Here is a 22,123-nt window from a genome sequence, read left to right as displayed (position 1 = left end):
GCCACGATGGACGGCATGACCTACACCGCCAGCGGCGACCGCTACGACACCATGACCTACCGCCGCACCGGGAACTCCGGCCTCGACCTGCCGCTGCTCTCGCTCGGCTACTGGCACAACTTCGGCGACGACGTCCCCTTCGAGACGCAGCGCGCGATCAGCCGCCGCGCCTTCGACCTCGGCATCACGCACCACGACCTCGCGAACAACTACGGCCCGCCGTACGGTGCCGCCGAGCTCAACTTCGGCCGGCTCATGCGCGAGGACTTCCGTCCGTACCGCGACGAGATGATCGTGTCGACCAAGGCCGGCTGGGACATGTGGCCCGGCCCGTACGGCCAGGGCGGCGGCTCCCGCAAGTACGTGCTCGCCTCGCTCGACCAGTCGCTGCAGCGCACCGGCCTCGACTACGTGGACGTCTTCTACTCGCACCGCCTCGACGCCTCCACCCCGCTCGAGGAGACCATGGGCGCGCTGCACACCGCCGTCCAGCAGGGCAAGGCGCTCTACGTCGGCATCTCCTCGTACGACGCCGAGCGCAGCCGCCAGGCCGCCGCGATCCTGCGCGACCTCGGCACGCCGCTGCTCATCCACCAGCCCTCGTACTCGATGCTGAACCGCTGGATCGAGACCGAGGGGCTGCTCGACGCCGCGAGCGAGCTCGGCTTCGGCGTCATCGGGTTCACCGCACTCGCGCAGGGGCTCCTGACGGGCAAGTACCTCGACGGCGTGCCCGAGGACTCGCGCGCCGCCGCCGGCAAGTCCCTCGACGCGTCGAGCATCACACCGGAGGTCGTCGGCCACCTCCGCGCCCTGAACGACGTCGCCGCCGCCCGCGGCCAGTCCCTCGCGCAGCTCGCGCTCGCCTGGGCGCTCCGCGACGAGCGGGTCACGTCGCTCGTGATCGGCGCCTCGCGCGTGTCCCAGATCGAGGACAACGTCGCGGCGCTGGCGAACACGTCCTTCACCGAGGAGGAGCTCCGCACCATCGACGAGCACTCCGTCGGCATCACCGACGTCGACCTGTGGGCCGGTGCGCGCGCCGGTCAGGTCTCCTGACCCGCGACCGTCACCAGGTGGCGGACGGGAGGCGCGGTGCGGGCCCGCACCGCGCCTCCCGTCCCGTCCCGCAGACGGTCGCGTCCACGATCCGGTGGGCCCTGCCGGGATCGAACCGACGACATCCACGGTGTAAACGTGGCGCTCTACCAGCTGAGCTAAAGGCCCTCGCGTCGAGTCTACGGTGTCGACCAGCCCGACCGATGTTCAGCCACAGCCTTACTTTCGGCGATATGAAGTCGTATCCTTAACACGTGCACGCCGACCCCGTCATCGCGGTGATCGTCGACCTCGTCGACTCCCGCACCCTCGACGACCGCTCTGCGGCCCAGCGCGACGTCGAGCGAGCCTTCGACGGTACCCCAGCGGTCGAAGCGGTCGATCCGCTGCGCGCAACCGTCGGGGACGAGTTCCAGGTGATCTACGCAACGCTGGCCGACGCGCTCGTCGCGACCACCGCGGCGATCCTCGCGCTCCCACCGACCGTGCAGATCCGGTTCGGGATCGGCCGCGGCACGGTGCGGGCGATCGGCACGGGTGCGGTCGGCCCCCTGCAGGACGGCCCCGGGTGGTGGTCCGCGCGCGACGCAATCAACGAGACCCACCGCCGCGAGGACGGCCGGACCGCGTTCCTCCGGGCCTGGTACCACGACGCCGAAGATCGGCACGGAGCGACGGAGCGACTCGTGAACGCCTACTTCCTGAGCCGCGACCACGTCGTCTCGCGCCTGACCCCGCGTGCGCGGCGGATCGCCCTCGGACTGGTCCAGGGCCGGACCCAGGCGCAGATCGCCGCCGACGAGGGCATCACCCCGTCGGCCGTGTCGCAGTCCGTGCAGAAGTCGGGCGTCGCCGCACTCGTCGAGGGCCTCCGGGTCCTCGGGGACGGGGGCCGCTGATGCTCGCCGGGATCCTGCTCGCCCTCATCGGGACGGCCGACGTGGTGCGCGCCCGGACCGGCACCGATGCCGCACCACGCCGCGTCCTGGCGACGGTCGTGGTCGTGCTGCTGTGGATCGGTGTGGCGGTCGTCGCCGTGCTCGGCCTCGGGCTCACGCTCGGGTCGGTGGCCATCGCGATCGTGCTCGCCGCCCTCTGGATCGCCACGACGACGCCCGTGCGACCCGCTGACACCCGGGCGTCCGCCACGCCGCGACCGGTCTGGTGGCGTCGGTCGGGTTCGTGGCCGTCGGTCCTGCTCGCGGTCGCCCTCGCGGTGCTGCTGCTGTCGACCCCGTCCGCCGATCCGTCGGGGTTCGTCGTCGAGTGGCAGCGCGGGTCCGCCCCGGGGTTCGTCGCCGCCGTCCCGCTCGCCGCGATGGTCGGTGGCGTCGGAGCGGCGCTGTTCCTGGTCGACTCGGCGAACGTGGTCGTCGCCCAGGCCCTGCCGCCCGGGCTCTCCCCCGACACCGTCGGCCGGACGGTCGCGGACGACGGCGGGCGACGGCTGTTCGGACGACGTCCCAGACGAGATGCCCCTGCGGCCGAGCGCGCCGGCGACGACGACGGCACCGTGCTGCTCAAGGGCGGCCGGATGATCGGTCCGATCGAGCGCCTGCTGCTGGCCGGCTTCTCGCTGGTCGGGGCCTTCCCCGTCGTCGCGGCCCTGATCGCCGCCAAGGGCATCGTCCGCTTCCCGGAGATCCGCCGCGAGACGACCGGGTACCAGGCGGAGTACTTCCTCATCGGCAGCCTGGTGAGCTGGGCGATGGCGTTCGCCGCGGCCGGCATGTGCTGGCTGCTCGCACAGGGCTGACACGCAGCGCCCAGGTGACGCACGGTGAGCGCACCGTCGTCGCCGGGTACCGTCGTCCCCGTGAACGGAGTCGGAGTCCTCGACGAGGCCGGCCGCCTGCGGCTGCTCGGTGCCGGTGCGACCGGTGCCGCGTTCGCGGTCGTGCTCGTCGTCCTCGTGGCGTCGTCGTGGACGGAACCGACCCCTGCGCTGCTCGTCGGCCTCGGCATCCCGTCGGCCGCCGTCGGCACCACCATCGCGGTGGTGCTGCAGCGCCACTCGTGGCGCGCCGAGGGCGGGTACGAGCGGAGCGTCGTCGTCCGGAACTGGGTGCTCGACGGCGAGGTGCCGTCGACCGTGCCGGCCGCCGAGTGGATCCCACTCGTGCAGGCACAGGCCGAGCGCGAGGTCGCCGGCTGGGGGAAGATCGTCCTGTCGACCATCTGGATCATGATGACCTGGTCGATGCGCGACCAGCACGGACCCGTCATCACGACCATGCTGATCCTGCTCTGGATCGGCCTCGGCACGTGGAGCGCGCTCTGGGTGATCCCCCGCGCGCGGGCCGCCAAGCGACTGCTCCGGCGCGGGGTCGCCACGCCGACCTGATCCCCCGCGGGCCCAGCCTGGGTACGCTCGCCGTCATGCAGAGTCGCACCCTCGGCCGTACCGGCCGCACCGTGTCCGTCGTCGGCCTCGGCACCTGGCAGTTCGGCGGTGACTGGGGTCCCGTGTCGGACGCCGACGCGAACGCCGTGATGGACGCCTCCGTCGAGTCCGGCGTCACCCTGTTCGACACGGCCGACGTCTACGGCGACGGCCGGAGCGAGCAGCTCATCGGCGCGTGGCGCTCGGCGAACCCCGACGTCCCGCTGACCATCACGACGAAGATGGGCCGACGCGCCGAACAGGTGCCGTCCAACTACGTCGCCGCCAACTTCCGCGAGTGGGTCGACCGCTCGCGCCGCAACCTCCAGCAGGACACCCTCGACCTCGTCCAGCTGCACTGCCCGCCCACCGAGGTCTACGCCGACGACGCCGTGTACGACGCCCTCGACGCGCTCGTCGCCGACGGCTCGATCGCCGCCTACGGCGTCAGCGTCGAGACCACCGACCAGGCCCTCACCGCGATCGCCCGTCCCGGCGTCGCGACCGTCCAGATCATCCTCAACGCGTTCCGGCTGAAGCCGCTCGACCGCGTGCTCCCGGCCGCACGGGAGGCAGGGGTCGGCATCCTCGCGCGCGTCCCGCTGGCATCGGGGTTGCTGTCCGGCAAGTACACGGCGGACACGTCCTTCGCCGAGGGCGACCACCGCAACTACAACCGCCACGGCGAGGCGTTCGACCAGGGCGAGACCTTCAGCGGGGTCGACTTCGAGGACGGCGTACGTGCCGCGCAGGTCTTCGCGGCGTCGCTGCCGGACGCCGTCTCGGTCCCGCAGGCCGCGCTCGCCTGGGTCATCGCCCAGGACGGCGTCACCGCGGCGATCCCGGGTGCGCGCAACCCCGAGCAGGCCCGGTCGAACGCCGGCGCCGGCTCGCTCCCCGAGGTGCCCGGCCTCGACGAGACCGTCCGCGAACTGTACGACGAGTGGTTCCGCGCCGCCGTGCACGACCGATGGTGAGGCCGGCGGCCGTCGGCGCGGCGCTCGCGGCCCTCACGGTCCTGGCGCTCATCGCGGGCGGGACGACCCCGGCGGACGGTACCTCGCGGTCCGCTCCCCCGTGGCCCGCGCCGACGACCCTCGCCGAGCACGCGGACGACGCCGGACTGCGGAACGTCTGGGGCGAGCGACTCGCCGAGCACGTCCACACCCACCTGACGATCCTCGACGGCGACGAGCCCGTGACGGTGCCTGCGAACGTCGGGCACTCGGACGCCCGGCGGTTCGCCGCGCAGCTGCACACGCACGACACCTCGGGCATCCTGCACGTCGAGTCGCCCACCCGGCAGACCTTCACGCTCGGGCAGTTCTTCGACGAGTGGGGCGTCTCGCTCGGTCCCGCGCACGTCGGCGGGCTCCGCGGCGAGCTCACGGTGTGGGTCGACGGCCGACGGTACTTCGGCAATCCGCGCTCCATCGCCCTGACGAACCGCCGCGAGGTCGTGCTCGACGTCACGACGATCGGCGAGGTGCCGCGCCTGCCGCAGCCCTTCGACTGGCCACCGCAGTACCGCTGACCCCGGTCAGGCCTCCTTGGGGGCGGTCCAGGACCGGTCGAGGTCCCACTCGTCCACCGCCCCCGCCGGCAGCTGCCACACGTACTCGTTCTTGAGCTTCCGACCGTCCTCGCGGAAGGGCCCGGTGCGGTACGGGTAGAACGCCACCGTCGGCAGGGTCCCGGGCGGCGCGGTCCGGATCGCGTTCGAGAAGTCCTTGTTCAGCCGCCGCAGTTCGGCGACGACGGCAGGGCGGGCACCGTCGGCGTCGAACCCGGACGCGCCGGACGCGAGCTGGAACGCGATGTGCAGCTGCCGGTCGCCGCGGTCGTCCTCGTAGCTGATGAGCCGGTGGTTCTCGACCGCCTCGAGCAGCGCCGGATCGCCGTAGACCACGTCGCGGACGACGTCGGGTGCGACGACCGCGCCGTTGTAGTCGACGGACAGGTCGGACCGGCCGTAGTGGAACAGCAGCGGCAGGTCGAGCTGGGCGGAGTCGGCCAGCGCGTCGAACCCGTGCTCGCGCAGGGTCCGGCGGACCGCGGGCATCCGCACGACGTGCCCACGGTCGTGGATGTTGTACCGGATCCGGGGGCTGATGTTCTCGGAGCGGGCGATCGTCACGACGAGTTCGCCGCGCTCGTTCGTCTCGATGAGGTACCCGAACGGGTTGAACTGGAACACCATCGGCAGGACGCCGTACTCCCCCTGCTTCGTCAGCGCCGCCGACAGCTCCGGTGACGCCGCGATCGCCCGCCGCAGTTCGACGGAGAACGGGGTCTCGATGCCGAGGTTGATCTCGAGGTCGCTCGCACCGTAGGACCCGAGCACCGCCTGCGCGTACTGCTCGATGTGCGCGCGCATGTTCTCGCTGATGCCCTCGCCGCCGAACGCCGCGACGATCGTGTACGCGCTCCAGTCGAGCCGATCGTCCTCGAACAGCGCCTTGAGGAACGGCGGGTAGCTGCAGATGACGTACGTGAAGTCGGTGCCGAACTCCCGCATCGTCTGCACGATCTTGTCGCGGTCCGGCCCGATCGACTTGATCATCGAGGACTCGGTGAGCGACGCCGTCACGTTCATGCCCGTGGCCCACGCCCCGAGCGAGAACGCGTTGAGCACGAACGGCTGCTTCGGCAGGCCCTTCGCGGTCCGCGAGAACCCGAGCTGCAGCAGCTGCCGGGTCGCCTGCCGTTCGTCGGGGCCGCGGACCCAGCTGGTGGGCGTGCCGCTCGACCCGCTCGACTCGTCGACGACCACGCCGCGGCGGGGCAGCCGACCGTCGACGCAGCGCTCGGGGATGCTCCAGCGCTTGACGTAGGAGTCCTTGTCCGTCTCGGGCAGTCCCGAGATCGCTGCGGCGATCCCGCCACGCGTGTCCAGCCGGGAGGCGCGACCCGCCTCCGCCAGGAAGGCCCCGTAGGCGGGCACCCGCCGTGCAGCGCGCTCGGCCGTCCGCCAGGCACGCCAGCGTCCGAGGGTCCAGCGGAGCGGCTCGATGCCCGGCGTGAGCAGGAGCTTGTGCGTGCCGACGCGCGGCATGAAGAGCGCCACGACCGTCTCGACGACCCAGACCACCGAGAACACCGCCGCGCGCTTCACCGGGCACCCCCGATCGTCATAGACGCTGCGGGTCTGCGGTGCGCCAGCGGCGGCGGGGCGCTGTGGCCGAGCCGGAAGAGCATCCACGCCATCCGACCGTCGGACTCGTCGACGCCGGCACGCTGGACGAACGCGGCGTGCGATCGGGGGTTCGTGATCACGGTGCCGAACGGGTGCAGGGCGACGCCGCGCGCCGTGAGCTCGAGCCAGATCCGCATGAACGTCCGGCCGGCCTCGACGTACTCGGCCGGCGACGAGAACGGTCCCTCGAGCCAGCCGAGCTGCCGGACCCCGCGCATCGTCGACAGGTACACGCGCCGGAAGAGCCCGCCGACGCCGGGCGCCTCCCAGAGCCCGCGGTGCTCCATCGCGAACCGGAGCACCGGGCCGGGCATGAGCATCGTCTCGGCCGACAGCCCGTCGCCGGTCTCCGCCGCCTGCCGCTTCGAGAACCGCAGCCAGTGCAGGATCTCCTCGTGCACGGCGTCGTGCCGCAGGTCGTCGAACAGGGTCTCCTGGTTGACCCGGACGATCTCGTCGACGACGGCCCGGTCCGCGGTGGTGCGGAAGCGCTGGCCCGCGGCCGACGCGATGGCGGACACGGCCTCGATCGCGGACTCGTCCACCAGGGTCGCGTCGTAGGGCCTGCGCGACGTGCGCCGCGCGAGGAAGCGGGCCAGCGCCTCCCGGTCGTCCGCCGTCGCGGCGCGCGGGCGCAACGCGACGGTGCCCAGCCGGTGCAGCCGGTCGTCGGACCCGGGGTCGGCGTCGAGCCGCCCGAAGTCCATCTCGGCGTGGTCCAGCCGTTCCTGCACGGCGAACCCGTGCGCCCGTGCGACCACGTCGAGCCCGGCCAGGAACACCCCGGCGCAGACGTGGCCGAACGGGATGCCGAACGACTCGGCCGGCAGGCCCCGCCGCAGGTCGTAGAACACGGTCGCGGTGCGGTCGTCCTCGACGCGCACGACGATCGGTTGCGAGTTGTGCGGCGACGGGTAGTGCCGCGCGTCCTCGATGATGCCCGTCCACGGTGATGCCATCGGTTCCCCCTCGGTGGTCTCTGGCGTCGATCATACGAACGCCCGGTGACGCGCATGCCGCTCGGGGAATGCCCGGGGGCGCGCGCACGCGTACGCTCTCGCCATGACCACGATCCGGACCGGCACCGACCTCGCCGCCGTCGAGGACGTGATCGTCGGCATCACCGCGCACGGCGAGCGGTACCTCGCCCGGGTGTTCACCCCGCGCGAGCGCGCCGACGCGCGCGACGACCCGGAGCGCCTCGCCGCCCGGTTCGCCGGCAAGGAGGCCGTGCTGAAGCTGCTGCGGCCGGCCCGCACGGACGCGGTGCCGCTGACCGATGTCGCCGTGGTGCTCGACCCCGTCGGTGCCCCGGTCGTGGAGCTGTCCGGACGGGCGGCGGAGCTCGCCGCGGACATCGGCTGCGGGGCCATCGCGGTGTCGCTGTCCCACGAACGGGGACTGGCGCTCGCCACCGCCGTCGCGCTGTCCGAGCGCTGATCGCGGCCGCTGGACACTTCCCTGTCAAAGCACTCAGGCTGCTCGCGCCGCGTGCGGTTTCGCGCACCCGCACGGCGGCTTTCCGGGGCGCGGTCCTCCCTATGGTTGCGAGCATGCACCAGGACCCGACCACTGCAGCGACCCCCGTCGCACTCGCCACCCCGACGACCGAGCTGGCCGTCCGGCGCGCCCTCGCCGACCACGGGCGGCTCGTCGTCGACGCCATGGACGTGGCGTCGATCGCCGACCTCTACGCCCTCGGACTGACCTCCCACGCCACCGTGAACGTCATGCTCGCGGTCGAGAACGAACTCGACGTGGAGTTCCCGGACGCAGCGCTGCACCGGTCGACGTTCGCGACCATCGAGTCGATCGCCACGGCAGCGGAGTCGGCAGCGTGATCACCGAGGAGCGCCCGACCAGCGCCGCGCCCGCCACCGCCACCGCCGCCGCGGCGCCGGTGGACCGGTTCGCCGACCGCACCGCGCTCGTCGTCGACATCGCCGCCCGGTTCGCCGACGAGGTCGACCGCGACGCCCGTCCCCCGCGCGAGGCGATCGCCGCGATGAAGGAGCACGGCCTCCTCGCCGCCGCCGTCCCGGTGGAGCTCGGTGGTGAGGGCGCCACCCTCGCCGAGCTCTCCGTCATCGCGACGGAACTCGGTCGCGCGTGCGCCGCCACCGCCATGGTGTTCGCGATGCACCACGGGCAGGCCATGGCGCTCTGGCGGCACGGCGGGGTCGCCCTCGGCGTCACCGCGATGATCGACGCCGTGCGCGACGGCGCGCTCGTCGCCTCGTCCACCACGGAACGCGGCATCGGTGGCGACGCCCGACGGAGCACCTGCGCCATCGAGCCCGACCAGGCCGGACGCATCCGGCTCCGCAAGGACGCCCCGGTCATCTCCTACGCGACCGAGGCCGACGCGATCCTCGTCACCGCCCGGCGCGACCTCGACGCACCGGCGTCCGACCAGCGGCTCGTCATCGCCCTGCCCGACGAGACGACCCTCACGCAGACCTCGACCTGGGACACGCTCGGGCTCCGCGGCACCTGCAGCAACGGATGGGTGCTCGACACCGAGACCCACGAGGACCGCATCCTCCGCGACGACTACGCCACGATCTCCGCCCGCACGGTCCTGCCCGTGTCGCACGTCCTCTGGGCGTCGGTGTGGCTCGGGATCGCGGCGGACGCCGCCGACCGCGCCCGCCGGGCCGTCCGCAAGCAGGCACGCGCGGCCGTGGGCCAGACCCCGCCGGGTGCGCTCCGGCTCGCCGAGCTCCTCGTCGACCTGCAGTCGCTCGCCGACGCCGTGCGGCACGCCGCGAACCGCTTCGACCAGGTCGCGGACGACCCCGAGGTGCTCGAGTCGACGGCGTACGCCCTCGCGGCGAACGCCCTGAAGATCAACGCCTCGGAACAGGTCACCGACCTCGTCACGAAGGCGCTGCGGATCGTCGGCATCGCCGGGTTCGCCGCCAGCGGGGAGCTCAGCATCGCCCGCCACCTCCGAGACTCGCACGGGGCCGCCGTCATGGTGAGCAACGACCGTCTCCTGCAGAACGACGCCGCACTGGCACTCATGACCGGAGCAATCCTGTGACCATCACCGAACCCACCAGCACCCGGGCCGAGCCCGCCACCGACCTCGACACCGCCCGCGCGACGCTGCGTGCGCGACTCCTCGACGACGGCGTCCTGATCGACCTCGGCTCGCCCGGCCTCTACGGCCGCACGGGCGTCTTCGAGCGCGTGTACACCGCGGTCGACGCCGCTGCCGTGGCGAGCCAGCGGGACCTCGGTGCCGACGTCCTGCGCTTCCCGCCGGTCGAGCCGCTCGCCGCGTTCGAGCGCACCGACTACATCGCGTCGTTCCCGGACCTCGCCGCGTCGATCTCCGGGTTCACCGGCGACGACCGGACCCACCGCGCGCTGCTCGCCGCACGCGAGCGCGGTGAGCGGTGGGAGGACTTCCTCGAGCCGGCCGACCTGATGCTCACCCCCGCGGTGTGCCACCCGGTGTACGGCCTCGTGGGCGACACGGTCCCCCAGGAGGGCCGCTTCTTCGACATCGTCGGCGACTCGTTCCGCCGCGAGCCGTCCCTCGACCCGATGCGGCTGCAGGCGTTCCACATGCACGAGTTCGTGCACATCGGGACGCCGGCGTCCGCGCAGGAGCACCGCGACGGCCGCATCCCGAGCATGCGCGCGCTGCTCGAGTCCTTCGGGCTCGAGATCGACGTCGTCCCGGCCAACGACCCGTTCTTCGGGCGGGTCGGGCAGATGCTCGCCCGCAACCAGGTCGAGCAGGCGCTCAAGTTCGAGTTCGTCACGCCCGTCTACGGACCGGAGCACCCGGCCACCGCGATCAGCTCGGCGAACCTGCACGAGGACCACTTCGGCACGTCGTTCGGCATCCGGACCGCCGACGGCGAGGTCGCCCACAGCGCGTGCGTCGCGTTCGGGCTCGAGCGCATCACGATCGCCCTGTTCGCCGCCCACGGCACGGACCCCGACGCGTGGCCGGCTCCGGTCCGCGCGGCCCTGGCCCTGTGAGCACCCACCACGGCTGGTCGGGCCGACCCGCGCTCCGCGTCGCCGTGCAACTGCCGGCCGCCGCGCGAGCGGGGGTCGTGCTCTGCCCGCCGCTCGGCCAGGAGGGCGTGATCGCGTACCGCACGCTGCGCCTGCTGGCCGACCGACTGGAGGCGCGTGGCGTGGCCTCGGTGCGCTACGACCCGTCCGGACGTGGCGACTCCGCCCCCGACGACGACCCCGACGCGCAGGTGCGGTCCGCGCAGCGTGCCGCCGCGCTGCTGCGCTCCACCGGCGTCGACCATGTGGCCTTCGTCGGACTCGCGTCCGCCGCGCCGATCGCCGCGGCCGCCGCGGCCGCGACCGACGGCCTGGTCCTCTGGGACCCGCCGGCCTCGGGACGCGCGTGGCTCCGGAAGCAGCGCGCCCTGGCGACCATCACGATCGGTGCCACCCGCGTCGTCGACGGGCTCGAGAGCCTCGTCGGCATCGACGTCGACCCCGCCGAGGCGACCGCGCTCGGCGCACTGACCTTCCAGCCGCGCACCGGCCCGACCGTGGCGCTCGTCCGCCCGGGCAGCAGCGCCCCCCGCGCCCTCGGTCCGGTGCCGACGACCGAGGTCACCGGGAGCGCCGAGCTCCTCGACGGCACGAGCATGGTCGCCCGGATCCCCGGTTCCGCCGTCGACACCGTCGTGGCGTGGATCGACGCCTGGGCACCGATCGTCGCCGTGCCGACCGTGCCGCCGACGCTCGACGAGGTCCTCGACGTGGACGCCCGCACCTCCGAGCGCATCGTCCGGATCGGTCCCGAGCGGCTCTTCGCCGTCGAGACCGTCGCGTCCGGACAGCACGAGGACGCCCCCGTCGTCGTCCTGCACAACGGTGCCGCCGAGCACCACGTCGGCGCCACCGACTACCAGGTCGCCCTCGCCCGGACGCTGGCGCGGGACGGTGCTCGCGTGGTCCGCGTCGACCGCCGGGGCACCGGCGAGAGCTCTGACGTGTACGAGGACGAGCGGTCCCCGATGTTCGCGCAGGAGTGGATCGACGACCAGCAGGCCGTCGTCGACGCACTGGCGGTGGCCTCCGAGCGGCTGGTCCTCGTCGGGATGTGCGCCGGCGCCTGGCTCGCCGGACGGTCGGCCGACACCGCGCCCCGCATGGTCGTCGAGATCAGCCCCAACGACTACCGACGGAACACCGCCGCCGTCGGCGCCTACGCCGACGCCCTGCGTGCGATCGACGAGCCGTCGCGGCTGCGCCTCGTGCTCCGGCGCTGGTACAACGCCGCCGTGCCGAAGTGGGTGCGGGACCGCGTGGCCCGCCGCGACCGCGTCGGCGGGGTCGTCGGGCACGTCCGACCCCTCGTCGAGCACGGGACCGACGTCGTCCTGATCGCGTCGCCCGTGGACGTCGAGGTCTTCGACCGACTCGGTGGCCAGCGTGCCCTGCGTCGGTGGAGCAGCCGAGGCCGTACCGGCCGGGTGGACCTCGTGCGGGTGCCGGAGGGCGACCACTCGCTGTTCTCCCCGCTGATGCGCCAGGCCGTGCTCAGCGAGGTCCGGTCACGCGTGGCGTCGACGTTCCCCGTGCACGCCTGACCCGGGTCGGTCAGGCGAGGCCGAGCGTGTGCGCGACGGCGTCGGGGTGCTCGACGTGGGCGAAGTGCCCGCAGTCCTCGAGCAGCACGGTCCGGGCGCCGGGCAGCAGCGCGACCAGGGCGTCGAGGTCGGAGACCCGGGCGAAGACGTCGTCCCGCCCGGCGATCGCCGTGACCGGGCAGGTCACGGCACGCCAGCGGTCGAGGTCGTAGGCGGCCGCGGCGCGGGCCGCTCCGGTGAAGCCGGCCGGCCGGAGCTCGTCGACGAAGGCGTCGAGCACGCTCGGGTCGAGCCGGCGCACGTGCGCGAAAACCGGCGCGGCGAGGAGCGGCAGCACCCCGATCGCCGCCAGTGCGCCCAGGAGCGGTCTGGCCGTCTCGCCGGTGATCGCGAGTCCGGCACGCAGCAGCGTGAACGCGGGGAGCGTCCGGAGCGCGCGCACCGGGTGTCGCGCCGCCCAGGCGGTCGCCACGGTCGTGCCGGAGACCAGCGCCACGGAGCGCACGCGTGCCGGGGCGACGACGGCGAGGTGCATCGCGACGAAGGCGCCGAGGGAGTGCCCGACGACGTCGACGTCCGCGACCGACAGGGCGTCGAGCACCGCGGTGAGGACGGCGACCGCACGGTCGACGTCGATCGGCACGTCCGGCGCGGGAGACGATCCCCACCCGGGGAGGTCGACGAGCACGAGCCCGCGGTCACCGACGCCGCCCGCGGCCTCGAGGAGCGGCGTCCAGGTCGTCCACGAGCCGGCGACGCCGTGCACGAAGAGCATCGCGGCGCGTCCCGGCCGGTGGTGCACCACGACGGGACCGGCCTCGGTCGGCACGACCGTACGGCGGAGGCCCCACCGGGCCGCGTCCGCCTTGACCGGGAACGGCGCGTAGGCGTCCGTGGTGACCACCCGGCGGGCCGGGCGGTCGTCGACGGCGTGCACCGTGCCTCCTGTCCGCGACGCGTCGCGCGTCGTCTCAGCAGGTGTTCGGAACGCTAGGCGACGGCGACTGGTGCGGCGCAGGCGGCCAGACGGTCCAGCGCTGCGCGGTACTCGGTGACGTCGCGGGCGACGCCCGGCTCCGAGATGATCGAGGCCTTGATGCGGCCCTGCACGTCGATCACGAAGGTCGCACGGGTGGCGAAGCCCTTCTTGTCGAGGAAGACCCCGTACTCCTTCGACACGGCGCCGTGCGGCCAGAAGTCCGCGAGGAGCTCGAAGTCGTAGCCGTTCGACTCGGCGAACGAGCGGAGCGTCGCCTTCGAGTCGACCGAGATGCCGATGAGCTCGACACGCTGGTCCTGGAACATCGCGATGTTGTCCTGCAGCGTGCAGAGCTCGTTCGTGCAGGTCGACGAGAACGCGAGCGGGAAGAAGACCAGCGCGACCGGGCGGATGCCACGGAAGTCGCTGAGGCGGACGTGCTCCCCGAACTGGTTCGGGAGTTCGAAGTCCGGCGCGAGCGAGCCGATCTCCAGTGCCATCAGTGGTGCTTCTTCCTCGGGCGTGGGGTGTGCCCGGTCCTCGTCGTGCACGCACGGGTCGCGTGTGCACGATCGGCAATCGTACGCCGACGGCACCCGAATGCAAGCACCTGTCCACCCACACGTCACCATCAGCCTCTCGGTCGGTGCGGGGGCCTAGAGTGGTCGGGGCCCCATCCGGTCGTGACCCGACCAACCGGTGGCCCGCCATGTCCACCACCACGAGAACGAACGAGGTCAAGGGTGACGGTGAACGACCAGGACCCGTACAGCCACGGCAGCAGCGACCAGGACCCGGAGGAGACCGCCGAATGGCGTGAGTCCCTCGACGGGCTGGTCCGGACCCACGGCCACCAGCGTGGCCGCGAGATCATGCTGAGCCTGCTCAAGCGGTCCAAGGAACTGCACCTCGGTGTGCCGATGGTCCCGACCACGGACTACGTGAACACCATCGCGCCGGAGAACGAGCCCGAGTTCCCGGGCGACGAGGAGCTCGAGCGCCGCTACCGCCGGTGGATCCGGTGGAACGCCGCGATCACCGTGCACCGCGCCCAGCGTCCGGGCATCGCGGTCGGCGGCCACATCTCGACGTACGCGTCGAGCGCCGCCATGTACGAGGTCGGCTACAACCACTTCTTCCGCGCGCAGGACCACCCGTCCGGTGGCGACCAGGTGTTCTTCCAGGGGCACGCGTCCCCCGGCATGTACGCCCGCGCCTACATGGAAGGGCGCCTCGGCGAGGACCAGCTCGACGGCTTCCGCCAGGAGCAGTCGCATGCCGGCGGCGGACTCTCGTCCTACCCGCACCCGCGTCTCATGCCGCACTTCTGGCAGTTCCCGACCGTGTCGATGGGCATCGGCCCGATCAACGCGATCTACCAGGCGCAGCAGGCCAAGTACCTGTCCAACCGCGGCATCAAGGACGCGTCCGACCAGCAGGTCTGGGCGTTCCTCGGCGACGGCGAGATGGACGAGGTCGAGTCGCGCGGGCAGCTCCAGGTCGCGGCGAACGACGGCCTCGACAACCTGAACTTCGTGATCAACTGCAACCTGCAGCGTCTCGACGGTCCGGTCCGCGGCAACGGCAAGATCATCCAGGAGCTCGAGGCGTTCTTCCGCGGTGCCGGCTGGAACGTCATCAAGGTCGTCTGGGGCCGCGAGTGGGACGACCTGCTCGCCCGCGACACCGAGGGCGCGCTCCTCAACCTGATGAACCAGACGCCGGACGGCGACTACCAGACGTACAAGGCCGAGAACGGCGCGTACGTGCGCGAGAACTTCTTCGGGCGCGACCCGAAGGCGCTCGACCTGGTCAAGGACTACACCGACGACCAGATCTGGAACCTCAAGCGCGGTGGGCACGACTACCGCAAGGTCTACGCCGCGTTCAAGGCCGCGACCGAGCACAAGGGCCAGCCGACCGTCATCCTCGCGAAGACGGTCAAGGGCTACGGCCTCGGCCCGAGCTTCGAGGGGCGCAACGCGACGCACCAGATGAAGAAGCTGACGCTCGACAACCTCAAGCAGTTCCGCGACGAGATGCGCATCCCGATCACGGACGCGCAGCTCGAGGAGAACCCCTACACGCCGCCGTACTACCACCCGGGCAACGACGACGAGGCGATCCAGTACATGCACGAGCGCCGGCGCGAGCTGGGCGGCTACGTGCCGGAACGTCGCACGAAGTACACGTCGATCACCCTCCCCGAGGACGCGAAGTACCAGGTCGTCAAGAAGGGCTCCGGCAAGCAGGAGATCGCCACCACCATGGCGTTCGCCCGACTGCTGAAGGACCTGCTCCGGTCCCCCGACTTCGGCAACCGTGTGGTGCCGATCATCCCCGACGAGGCGCGCACGTTCGGCATGGACGCGTACTTCCCGACGGCGAAGATCTACAACCCGAACGGGCAGCACTACACGTCCGTCGACCGCGAGCTCCTCCTGGCCTACAAGGAGAGCCCGCAGGGCCAGATCATCCACGTCGGGATCAACGAGGCCGGCGCGATGGCGGCGTTCACCGCGGTCGGCACCTCGTACTCGACGCAGGGCGAACCGCTCATCCCGGTCTACGTCTTCTACTCGATGTTCGGGTTCCAGCGCACCGGCGACGCCATCTGGGCAGCCGGCGACCAGATGACCCGCGGCTTCATGATCGGCGCCACCGCCGGTCGCACGACGCTGACGGGCGAGGGCCTGCAGCACGCCGACGGCCACTCGCTGCTCCTCGCGACGACGAACCCGGCCGTGGTGTCCTACGACCCCGCGTACGGCTACGAGATCGGGCACATCGTGCAGGCCGGCCTCGACCGGATGTACGGCACGAACGAGGACGGCTCGCCGAAGCACGCCGACCCGAACGTCATGTACTACCTGACGGTCTACAACGAGCCGATCGTCCAGCCGGCGGAGCCCGAGGGCGTCGACGTCGACGGGATCGTCAAGGGCATGTACCTGCTCAACCGCAGCGAGCACGACGGCCCCAAGGCCCAGCTGCTCGCCTCGGGCGTGGCCGTGCCGTGGATCCTCGAGGCGCAGCAGCTGCTCGCCGAGGACTGGGGCGTGTCGGCCGACGTGTGGAGCGTCACGAGCTGGGGTGAGCTGTACCGCGACGGTCTCGCCGCGGAGCAGCACGCGTTCCTCAACCCGAACGAGGCGCCCCGCACCCCGTACGTGACCGAGCGTCTGCTCGGCACCGAGGGCCCGGTCGTCGCGGTGAGCGACTTCATGCATGCCGTGCAGGAGCAGATCCGTCCGTTCGTCCCGACCGACTACGCCACCCTGGGTGCCGACGGCTTCGGTTTCTCGGACACCCGTCCGGCCGCCCGCCGCTTCTTCCACATCGACGGCCCGTCGGTCGTCGTGCGGACGCTGCAGCAGCTCGCGAAGCAGGGCAAGGTCGACGGTGCACTCGTGCAGCAGGCGATCGACAAGTACCGTCTGCACGACGTGACCGCCGGCACCACGGGCAGCGCGGGCGGCGAGAGCTGATCAGCAGGTGACGACGGTCCGACCGGACTCCGAGAGCCAGGAGAGCGCGCGCGAGCGGGCGCTCTCCTGGCTCCGTCAGGTGTCCGGGGAACTCTCCACCGCCACGATCAAGCGGCTCGAGGACACCCTCCCCTGGTACAGCGAGATGCCACCGGGGCGGCGCTCCGCCGTGGGACTCGTGGCCCAGGCGGGCATCACCTCGTTCATCAGCTGGCTCGAGGGCACCGCGTCGACCCCGTGGATCGCCGCGGCGGACGTCTTCGGCTCGGCGCCCCGCGAGCTCCTGCGATCGGTGAGCCTGCAGCAGACGCTCCAGCTCATCCGCGTGGTCGTCACCGTGGTCGAGGAACGCGCCAAGGACGACGAGATGCTGCAGGAGGCGATCCTCAAGTACTCGCGGGACATCGCGTTCGCGGCGGCCGACGTCTACGCCCGTGCGGCCGAGGCCCGCGGGCTGTGGGACGCCCGGCTCGAGGCGCTCGTGGTCGACTCGATCCTGTCGGGTGAGTACGACGACGAGCTGCCCTCGCGCATCGCGGCACTCGGCTGGCACGGTCACGGCGAGGTCGCGGTACTGGTCGGCAACGCGCCGAAGCAGCTCGAGGTCGACCAGATCCGGCGGACCGCGCGGCACATGGACGCCGACGTGCTGATCGGCGTGCAGGGGTCACGCCTCGTCGTGGTGATCGGTCGCGCCACCCCGCGTGACGACGTGCCCGAGGGCGAGGAGCCGGTGTCGTTCACCGCCATCGCGCAGGCGCTCGAACCCTCGTTCGGCGACGGACACCTGGTGCTCGGCAACGAGGTCCCCGGCGTCGTCGACGCGTCCACCAGCGCGAAGGGGGCCCTCGCCGGCTTCGCGGTGGCCCGAGCCTGGCGTGGTGCCCCGCGCCCGGCACTGGCGGACGACCTGCTGCCCGAACGCGCCCTCGCCGGCGACCCGCTCGCCCGGTCGGCGCTCGTCCAGCGGATCTACGTGCCGCTCAAGGACCAGTCGACGGAACTCCTGCAGACGCTCTGGTGCTACCTCGACACCGGCCGCTCGCTCGAGGCCACGGCGCGGGAGCTGTTCGTGCACCCGAACACGGTGCGCTACCGGCTGCGCCGCGTGGCGGACATCATCGGGTGGGACGCCACGCACGCGCGGGACGCCCTCATCGTCCAGTCCGCGCTCATCCTCGGCGCGATGTCCGAGTCGACGGCCGGGCGGCGCCGCATCCCGCACCGTCGGTGAACGCACCGTCGGTGAGCGCACCGTCGGTGAGCGCACCGTCGGTGAGCGCACCGTCGGTCAGCGCACCGTCGGTGCCGGTCGGCGCACCCGGTCCCGTCGGTGGGAAGTCCACAATGTCTCGTGGACATCGCTGTGGGAAGTCCACACGGGTGCGGCGCGGGGCGACCGGCAGGATTGTCCGGTGATCGTCGTCGTCGCGCCCGGACAGGGCTCCCAGACCCCCGGCTTCCTCGCCCCCTGGCTCGAGGACGCCATCGTCCGTGACCGCGTGGGAGCGTGGTCCGAGGCCATCGGCATCGACCTCGCCGCACACGGCACCGAGTCCGACGCCGAGACGATCAAGGACACCGCGCTCGCGCAGCCGCTCATCGTCGCCGCGGGCCTCATCACCGCCGACGCCCTGCTCGCCGACGGCCGCCGTGCCCTCGTGGGCGGTGTCGCCGGACACTCGGTCGGCGAGTTCACCGCCGCCGGGGTCGCCGGCATCCTCGAGCCGACGGACGCCATCGCCCTCGTCGCCGAACGCGGTCGGGCCATGGCGGACGCCGCAGCGCTCGAACCCACCTCGATGGCAGCCGTGCTCGGCGGGGACGCCGACGCGGTCGCCGCCGCGCTCGAGGCGCACGGCCTCGTACCCGCGAACCACAACGGTGGCGGCCAGACGGTCGTCGCCGGTGCGGCAGACGCGATCGCCGCGCTCGTCGCCGACCCGCCGACCAAGGCCCGGGTCATCCCGCTCGCGGTCGCCGGCGCGTTCCACACCCGGTACATGGCCCCGGCCGTCGAGCGCGTCGCCCCCGTGGCGGCCGCCGCGACGGTGCAGGACCCGACGCTGCCGATCTGGACCAACGCCGACGGCTCCCGGGTCGACGACGGCCGACGCTTCGTCGACCTGATGGTGCAGCAGATCCAGAGCCCGGTGCACTGGGACGCCGTGATGGAGTCCTTCGCGGCCGCCGGCGTGACCGGCATCATCGAACTCGCCCCCGCCGGTGCCCTCGTCGGCCTGGCGAAGCGCGGTCTGCGCGGCACGCCGACCGTCGCGATCAAGACCCCCGACGACCTGCCCGCAGCGATCGACCTGCTGCAGAGCGCGGGCCAGGAAGCAGACGCAACCGCATGACCGAGTCCTCCACCCCGTCCGTCGCGAGCGACCAGACGGAGCCGAACCGCGCCTCCCGTCCGCTGCTCCAGCAGCGCCGGGGCCACGAGTTCACCCGCATCCTCGCCTACGGCGCCGCCCGCGGCGAGAACGTCGTGCCGAACGACGACCTCATCGGCCCGATCGACTCGTCCGACGAGTGGATCCGCCAGCGCACCGGCATCGTCACGCGCAAGCGTGCCGGGGCCGACACCGAGGCGGTCGACCTCGCCGAGGCCGCCGCGCGCGAGGCCATCGCGAAGGCCGGCATCGAGCCGTCGCAGATCGGCGTCGTCCTCGTCAGCACCGTGACGCACACCGTCGCGACCCCGTCGATGGCCTCCCTGCTCGCCGAGCGGATCGGCGCGACGCCGGCCGCCGCGTACGACGTCAGCGCGGCGTGCGCCGGCTACGCGTACGGCATCGCCCAGGCCGACTCCTTCATCAAGTCCGGTCTCGCCGACCACGTGCTGGTCATCGGCGCCGAGAAGCTCAGCGACGTCGTCGACCCGACCGACCGCTCCATCTCGTTCCTCCTCGGGGACGGTGCCGGTGCGGCCGTGGTCGGCCCGAGCGACTTCCCCGGGATCGCACCGACGATCTGGGGCTCCGACGGCTCGAAGTGGGACGCGATCGGCATGACCGCGACCTACAACGAGTGGGCCGCCGGAGCGCCGCGTCCGACCATGCGCCAGGCCGGGCAGACGGTCTTCCGCTGGGCGGTCTGGGAGATGGTGAAGGTCGCCCGCGAGGCGATCGAGGCCGCGGGGATCACTCCGTCGGACCTCGCCGCGTTCGTGCCGCACCAGGCGAACATCCGCATCATCGACGAGTTCGCCAAGCAGCTCGGCCTGCCGGACACGGTCGCCATCGCGCGCGACATCACCACGACCGGCAACACCTCCGCCGCGAGCATCCCGCTCGCCACGCACCGCCTGCTCGAAGAGCACCCGGACCTGTCGGGCGGCCTCGCCCTGCAGATCGGGTTCGGCGCCGGACTCGTGTTCGGCGCGCAGGTGGTCGTCCTCCCCTAGCCCACCCGGTCGCGCACCCGCGTGACCACCCCGACGAGCCTCCGGGCGCGCGACCGCCGCGTGCCCTAGGCTGGTCCACGGTCAAACGACACCCCCCTCAAGGAGAATCCCCATGGCCCTGTCCAACGAAGAAGTCCTCGCCGGCCTGGCCGAGCTGATCAACGACGAGACCGGCATCGCGACCGACACCGTCGCCGCCGACAAGTCGTTCACCGACGACCTCGACATCGACTCGATCTCGATGATGACCATCGTCGTGAACGCCGAAGAGAAGTTCGACGTGAAGATCCCCGACGAAGAGGTCAAGAACCTCAAGACCGTGGGCGACGCCGTCGACTACATCGTCAAGGCACAGGCCTGACGCGAGCTTCCTGAGCGCCGCGGCCCCGGCGGACCAGCCGCGGGCCGCGGCGCTCACCTCGTCCACCGGACCGACCCTGGTCGGCCCACACGCGTCCGGCGTCCGTCGGACCACCCCGGCCCGGCGTTCGTCGGTCCGCCCCGGCTCCGTCCGGCTCCGCCACGAGCGGCCGGACGTCCTCACGAAAGAACACGTCGTTCCATGACCAACAAGACCGTCGTCGTCACCGGGATCGGTGCGATCACACCCCTCGCCGCGACCGCACCGGAGACGTGGGACGCGCTGCTCGCCGGCACGTCCGGCATCACCCGCATCGAGGACCCGCGCTACGCCGAGCTCGAGCTCCCCGTCGAGTTCGCCGGCCAGTCGCGCCGGTTCCTCACCGACCAGCTCACCCGCCCCGAGTCGAAGCGCCTCGACCCCTCGTCGCAGCTGTCCCTCGTCGCCGCGCGCGAGGCCTGGGCCGACGCCGGCATCGACGCCGAGACCGTCGTCCCCGAACGCCTCATCGTCGACTGGGCGACCGGCATCGGTGGCGTGAACACGCTGCTCGACGCCTGGGACACCCTGCGTGAGAAGGGCCCGCGTCGCGTCCTGCCGATGACGGTGCCGATGCTCATGGCGAACGGCCCGGCCGCCGCCATCGAGATGGAGTTCGGCGCCCGCGGCGGTGCGCGCACCTACCTGTCGGCGTGCGCGTCCTCGACCGAGTCCCTCGCCGAGGCCTACCGCCACGTCGCGACCGGCGAGGCCGACATCGTCATCACCGGTGGCGCCGAGGCCGCGCTGCACCCGCTGCCCCTCGCGGCGTTCGCCTCGATGCAGGCGCTCTCCCGCCGCAACGACTCCCCCGAGACCGCCTCGCGTCCGTACGACGTCACGCGCGACGGCTTCGTGCTCGCGGACGGCGCCGCGGCGCTCATCCTCGAGACCAAGGAGCACGCCGAGGCCCGCGGCGCCAAGATCTACGCCGAGGTCGCCGGAGCCGGCATCACCTCGGACGCGTTCCACATCACCGCGCCCGACCCCGAGGGCAGCGCCGCCGCCCGCGCCGTCCTGCAGGCGCTCGAGCACGCCGGCGCCTCCCGCGAGGACGTCGTCCACGTCAACGCGCACGCCACCTCGACCCCCGTGGGCGACGTGGCCGAGTACCACGCGATGCGTCGGGTCTTCGGCGACCACCTCGACCAGGTCGTGGTGTCCGCCACGAAGGCGTCGACCGGCCACCTGCTCGGTGGTGCCGGTGCGATCGAGGCCGCGTTCACGGCCCTCGCGCTGCACAACCGGGTCGCGCCGCCGACGATCAACCTCACCGAGCAGGACCCGGAGATCGTGATGGACGTCGCCACGTCGCCGCGCGAGCTGCCGCAGGGCGACCTGCTCGCCGTGAGCAACTCGTTCGGGTTCGGCGGGCACAACGCCGTGGTCGCGTTCCGCAGCGTCTGAGTCCGTCTGTCCGGTCCGTCCGGTCCTGGAGGCCCGTCCCGCGTCGTCGGGGCGGGCTTCCGTCGTTCCCGTGGCCGGTCCGGGCGCGGCGCGCTCCCCGCGGCCGCTGCCCGTGGCCGCTGTCCGTGGCCGCTGCCGTGGCCGCGGCCCGTGGCCGCGGCGGTGCGCCGAGACTCGGCCCCGCGGACAGTTTCGCGGCTCCGGCGCGCGCCGACGCCCG

At 72.4% G+C, this 22,123-nt stretch carries 21 protein-coding genes and 1 tRNA gene; 17 read left to right on the top strand and 5 right to left on the bottom strand.

The window, feature by feature from the left end; genetic code table 11:
* Positions 1-15: 15 nt before the first annotated feature.
* Positions 16-1,059 carry an L-glyceraldehyde 3-phosphate reductase gene (gene mgrA, locus ACQXVK_RS15680; RefSeq protein ID WP_430854239.1) on the top strand — a complete coding sequence of 348 codons (1,044 nt, stop codon included), beginning with the start codon at positions 16-18 and terminating at the stop codon, positions 1,057-1,059.
* Positions 1,060-1,154: 95 nt separating this feature from the next.
* Here the strand turns inward: mgrA and ACQXVK_RS15675 are convergent.
* Positions 1,155-1,227, bottom strand: a tRNA-Val gene (locus tag ACQXVK_RS15675).
* 86 nt (positions 1,228-1,313) lie between these two features.
* Here ACQXVK_RS15675 and ACQXVK_RS15670 point away from each other — a divergent pair.
* The 5 genes from ACQXVK_RS15670 to ACQXVK_RS15650 are packed head-to-tail and all read left to right on the top strand — an operon-like array spanning position 1,314 to position 4,976.
* Positions 1,314-1,958, top strand: a complete 645-nt coding sequence (locus ACQXVK_RS15670) for a SatD family protein (protein ID WP_430854184.1) — start codon at positions 1,314-1,316, stop codon at positions 1,956-1,958.
* Positions 1,958-2,815: a hypothetical protein gene (locus ACQXVK_RS15665; RefSeq protein WP_430854183.1), complete on the top strand. Its 858-nt coding sequence runs from the start codon at positions 1,958-1,960 to the stop codon at positions 2,813-2,815. The genes ACQXVK_RS15670 and ACQXVK_RS15665 overlap by 1 nt, the downstream gene beginning before the upstream one ends.
* 60 nt (positions 2,816-2,875) lie before the next feature.
* On the top strand, positions 2,876-3,403 hold the full coding sequence (locus tag ACQXVK_RS15660; protein WP_430854182.1) for a hypothetical protein: 528 nt from the start codon (positions 2,876-2,878) through the stop codon (positions 3,401-3,403).
* Between the two features lie 35 nt (positions 3,404-3,438).
* A complete protein-coding gene (locus tag ACQXVK_RS15655) occupies positions 3,439-4,419 on the top strand; it encodes an aldo/keto reductase (protein ID WP_430854181.1) in 981 nt (326 codons plus the stop codon).
* The gene (locus ACQXVK_RS15650; protein ID WP_430854180.1) at positions 4,413-4,976 is read left to right on the top strand and encodes a hypothetical protein; all 564 of its coding nucleotides are present in this window, start codon (positions 4,413-4,415) and stop codon (positions 4,974-4,976) included. The genes ACQXVK_RS15655 and ACQXVK_RS15650 overlap by 7 nt, the downstream gene beginning before the upstream one ends.
* 6 nt (positions 4,977-4,982) lie before the next feature.
* Here the strand turns inward: ACQXVK_RS15650 and ACQXVK_RS15645 are convergent, their stop codons facing one another.
* Together ACQXVK_RS15645 and ACQXVK_RS15640 are read right to left on the bottom strand one after the other, a co-directional pair.
* The gene (locus tag ACQXVK_RS15645) at positions 4,983-6,557 is read right to left on the bottom strand and encodes a phenylacetate--CoA ligase family protein (RefSeq protein WP_430854179.1); all 1,575 of its coding nucleotides are present in this window, start codon (positions 6,555-6,557) and stop codon (positions 4,983-4,985) included.
* Positions 6,554-7,597 carry a hypothetical protein gene (locus ACQXVK_RS15640; RefSeq protein ID WP_402262338.1) on the bottom strand — a complete coding sequence of 348 codons (1,044 nt, stop codon included), beginning with the start codon at positions 7,595-7,597 and terminating at the stop codon, positions 6,554-6,556. The genes ACQXVK_RS15645 and ACQXVK_RS15640 overlap by 4 nt, the downstream gene beginning before the upstream one ends.
* Positions 7,598-7,700: 103 nt before the next feature.
* Here ACQXVK_RS15640 and ACQXVK_RS15635 point away from each other — a divergent pair, with 103 nt between their 5' ends.
* The 5 genes from ACQXVK_RS15635 to ACQXVK_RS15615 all read left to right on the top strand — a co-directional run bounded on the left by ACQXVK_RS15635 (position 7,701) and on the right by ACQXVK_RS15615 (position 12,220).
* Positions 7,701-8,078: a holo-ACP synthase gene (locus ACQXVK_RS15635; RefSeq protein WP_430854178.1), complete on the top strand. Its 378-nt coding sequence runs from the start codon at positions 7,701-7,703 to the stop codon at positions 8,076-8,078.
* Between the two features lie 113 nt (positions 8,079-8,191).
* On the top strand, positions 8,192-8,479 hold the full coding sequence (locus tag ACQXVK_RS15630; RefSeq protein WP_042723988.1) for an acyl carrier protein: 288 nt from the start codon (positions 8,192-8,194) through the stop codon (positions 8,477-8,479).
* Complete coding sequence (locus ACQXVK_RS15625; RefSeq protein WP_430854177.1) at positions 8,476-9,684, top strand: acyl-CoA dehydrogenase family protein; 1,209 nt, start codon at positions 8,476-8,478, stop codon at positions 9,682-9,684. The genes ACQXVK_RS15630 and ACQXVK_RS15625 overlap by 4 nt, the downstream gene beginning before the upstream one ends.
* A complete protein-coding gene (locus ACQXVK_RS15620) occupies positions 9,681-10,637 on the top strand; it encodes an amino acid--[acyl-carrier-protein] ligase (RefSeq protein ID WP_022907988.1) in 957 nt (318 codons plus the stop codon). The genes ACQXVK_RS15625 and ACQXVK_RS15620 overlap by 4 nt, the downstream gene beginning before the upstream one ends.
* The gene (locus ACQXVK_RS15615) at positions 10,634-12,220 is read left to right on the top strand and encodes an alpha/beta hydrolase (RefSeq protein WP_430854176.1); all 1,587 of its coding nucleotides are present in this window, start codon (positions 10,634-10,636) and stop codon (positions 12,218-12,220) included. Before ACQXVK_RS15620 ends, ACQXVK_RS15615 begins: the two co-directional genes overlap by 4 nt.
* A 10-nt stretch (positions 12,221-12,230) precedes the next feature.
* Here ACQXVK_RS15615 and ACQXVK_RS15610 read toward each other — a convergent pair whose 3' ends face one another.
* Together ACQXVK_RS15610 and ACQXVK_RS15605 are read right to left on the bottom strand one after the other, a co-directional pair.
* Positions 12,231-13,157, bottom strand: coding sequence for an alpha/beta fold hydrolase (locus ACQXVK_RS15610; protein ID WP_430854175.1), 927 nt, complete (start codon positions 13,155-13,157; stop codon positions 12,231-12,233).
* Positions 13,158-13,210: 53 nt separating this feature from the next.
* Complete coding sequence (locus ACQXVK_RS15605) at positions 13,211-13,699, bottom strand: peroxiredoxin (protein ID WP_430854174.1); 489 nt, start codon at positions 13,697-13,699, stop codon at positions 13,211-13,213.
* 243 nt (positions 13,700-13,942) lie between these two features.
* Between ACQXVK_RS15605 and aceE the strand changes: the two genes are divergently transcribed.
* The 6 genes from aceE (at position 13,943) to ACQXVK_RS15575 (ending at position 21,903) form a co-directional block, all read left to right on the top strand.
* Positions 13,943-16,687, top strand: a complete 2,745-nt coding sequence (gene aceE, locus ACQXVK_RS15600) for a pyruvate dehydrogenase (acetyl-transferring), homodimeric type (RefSeq protein ID WP_430854173.1) — start codon at positions 13,943-13,945, stop codon at positions 16,685-16,687.
* A gap of 7 nt (positions 16,688-16,694) precedes the next feature.
* Positions 16,695-17,921: a PucR family transcriptional regulator gene (locus ACQXVK_RS15595; protein WP_022906374.1), complete on the top strand. Its 1,227-nt coding sequence runs from the start codon at positions 16,695-16,697 to the stop codon at positions 17,919-17,921.
* Positions 17,922-18,102: 181 nt separating this feature from the next.
* Positions 18,103-19,044 carry an ACP S-malonyltransferase gene (locus ACQXVK_RS15590; RefSeq protein WP_430854172.1) on the top strand — a complete coding sequence of 314 codons (942 nt, stop codon included), beginning with the start codon at positions 18,103-18,105 and terminating at the stop codon, positions 19,042-19,044.
* A complete protein-coding gene (locus ACQXVK_RS15585) occupies positions 19,041-20,096 on the top strand; it encodes a beta-ketoacyl-ACP synthase III (protein WP_430854171.1) in 1,056 nt (351 codons plus the stop codon). The genes ACQXVK_RS15590 and ACQXVK_RS15585 overlap by 4 nt, the downstream gene beginning before the upstream one ends.
* Before the next feature lie 112 nt (positions 20,097-20,208).
* Positions 20,209-20,457, top strand: coding sequence for an acyl carrier protein (locus ACQXVK_RS15580; RefSeq protein WP_022903951.1), 249 nt, complete (start codon positions 20,209-20,211; stop codon positions 20,455-20,457).
* 201 nt (positions 20,458-20,658) lie between these two features.
* Positions 20,659-21,903, top strand: a complete 1,245-nt coding sequence (locus ACQXVK_RS15575) for a beta-ketoacyl-[acyl-carrier-protein] synthase family protein (RefSeq protein ID WP_022906377.1) — start codon at positions 20,659-20,661, stop codon at positions 21,901-21,903.
* Positions 21,904-22,123 lie beyond the last annotated feature (220 nt).

This window comes from Curtobacterium sp. AB451 (genome assembly GCF_050585845.1).
Classification (GTDB): domain Bacteria; phylum Actinomycetota; class Actinomycetes; order Actinomycetales; family Microbacteriaceae; genus Curtobacterium.
This window is presented reverse-complemented; position numbering and strand designations above follow the sequence as displayed.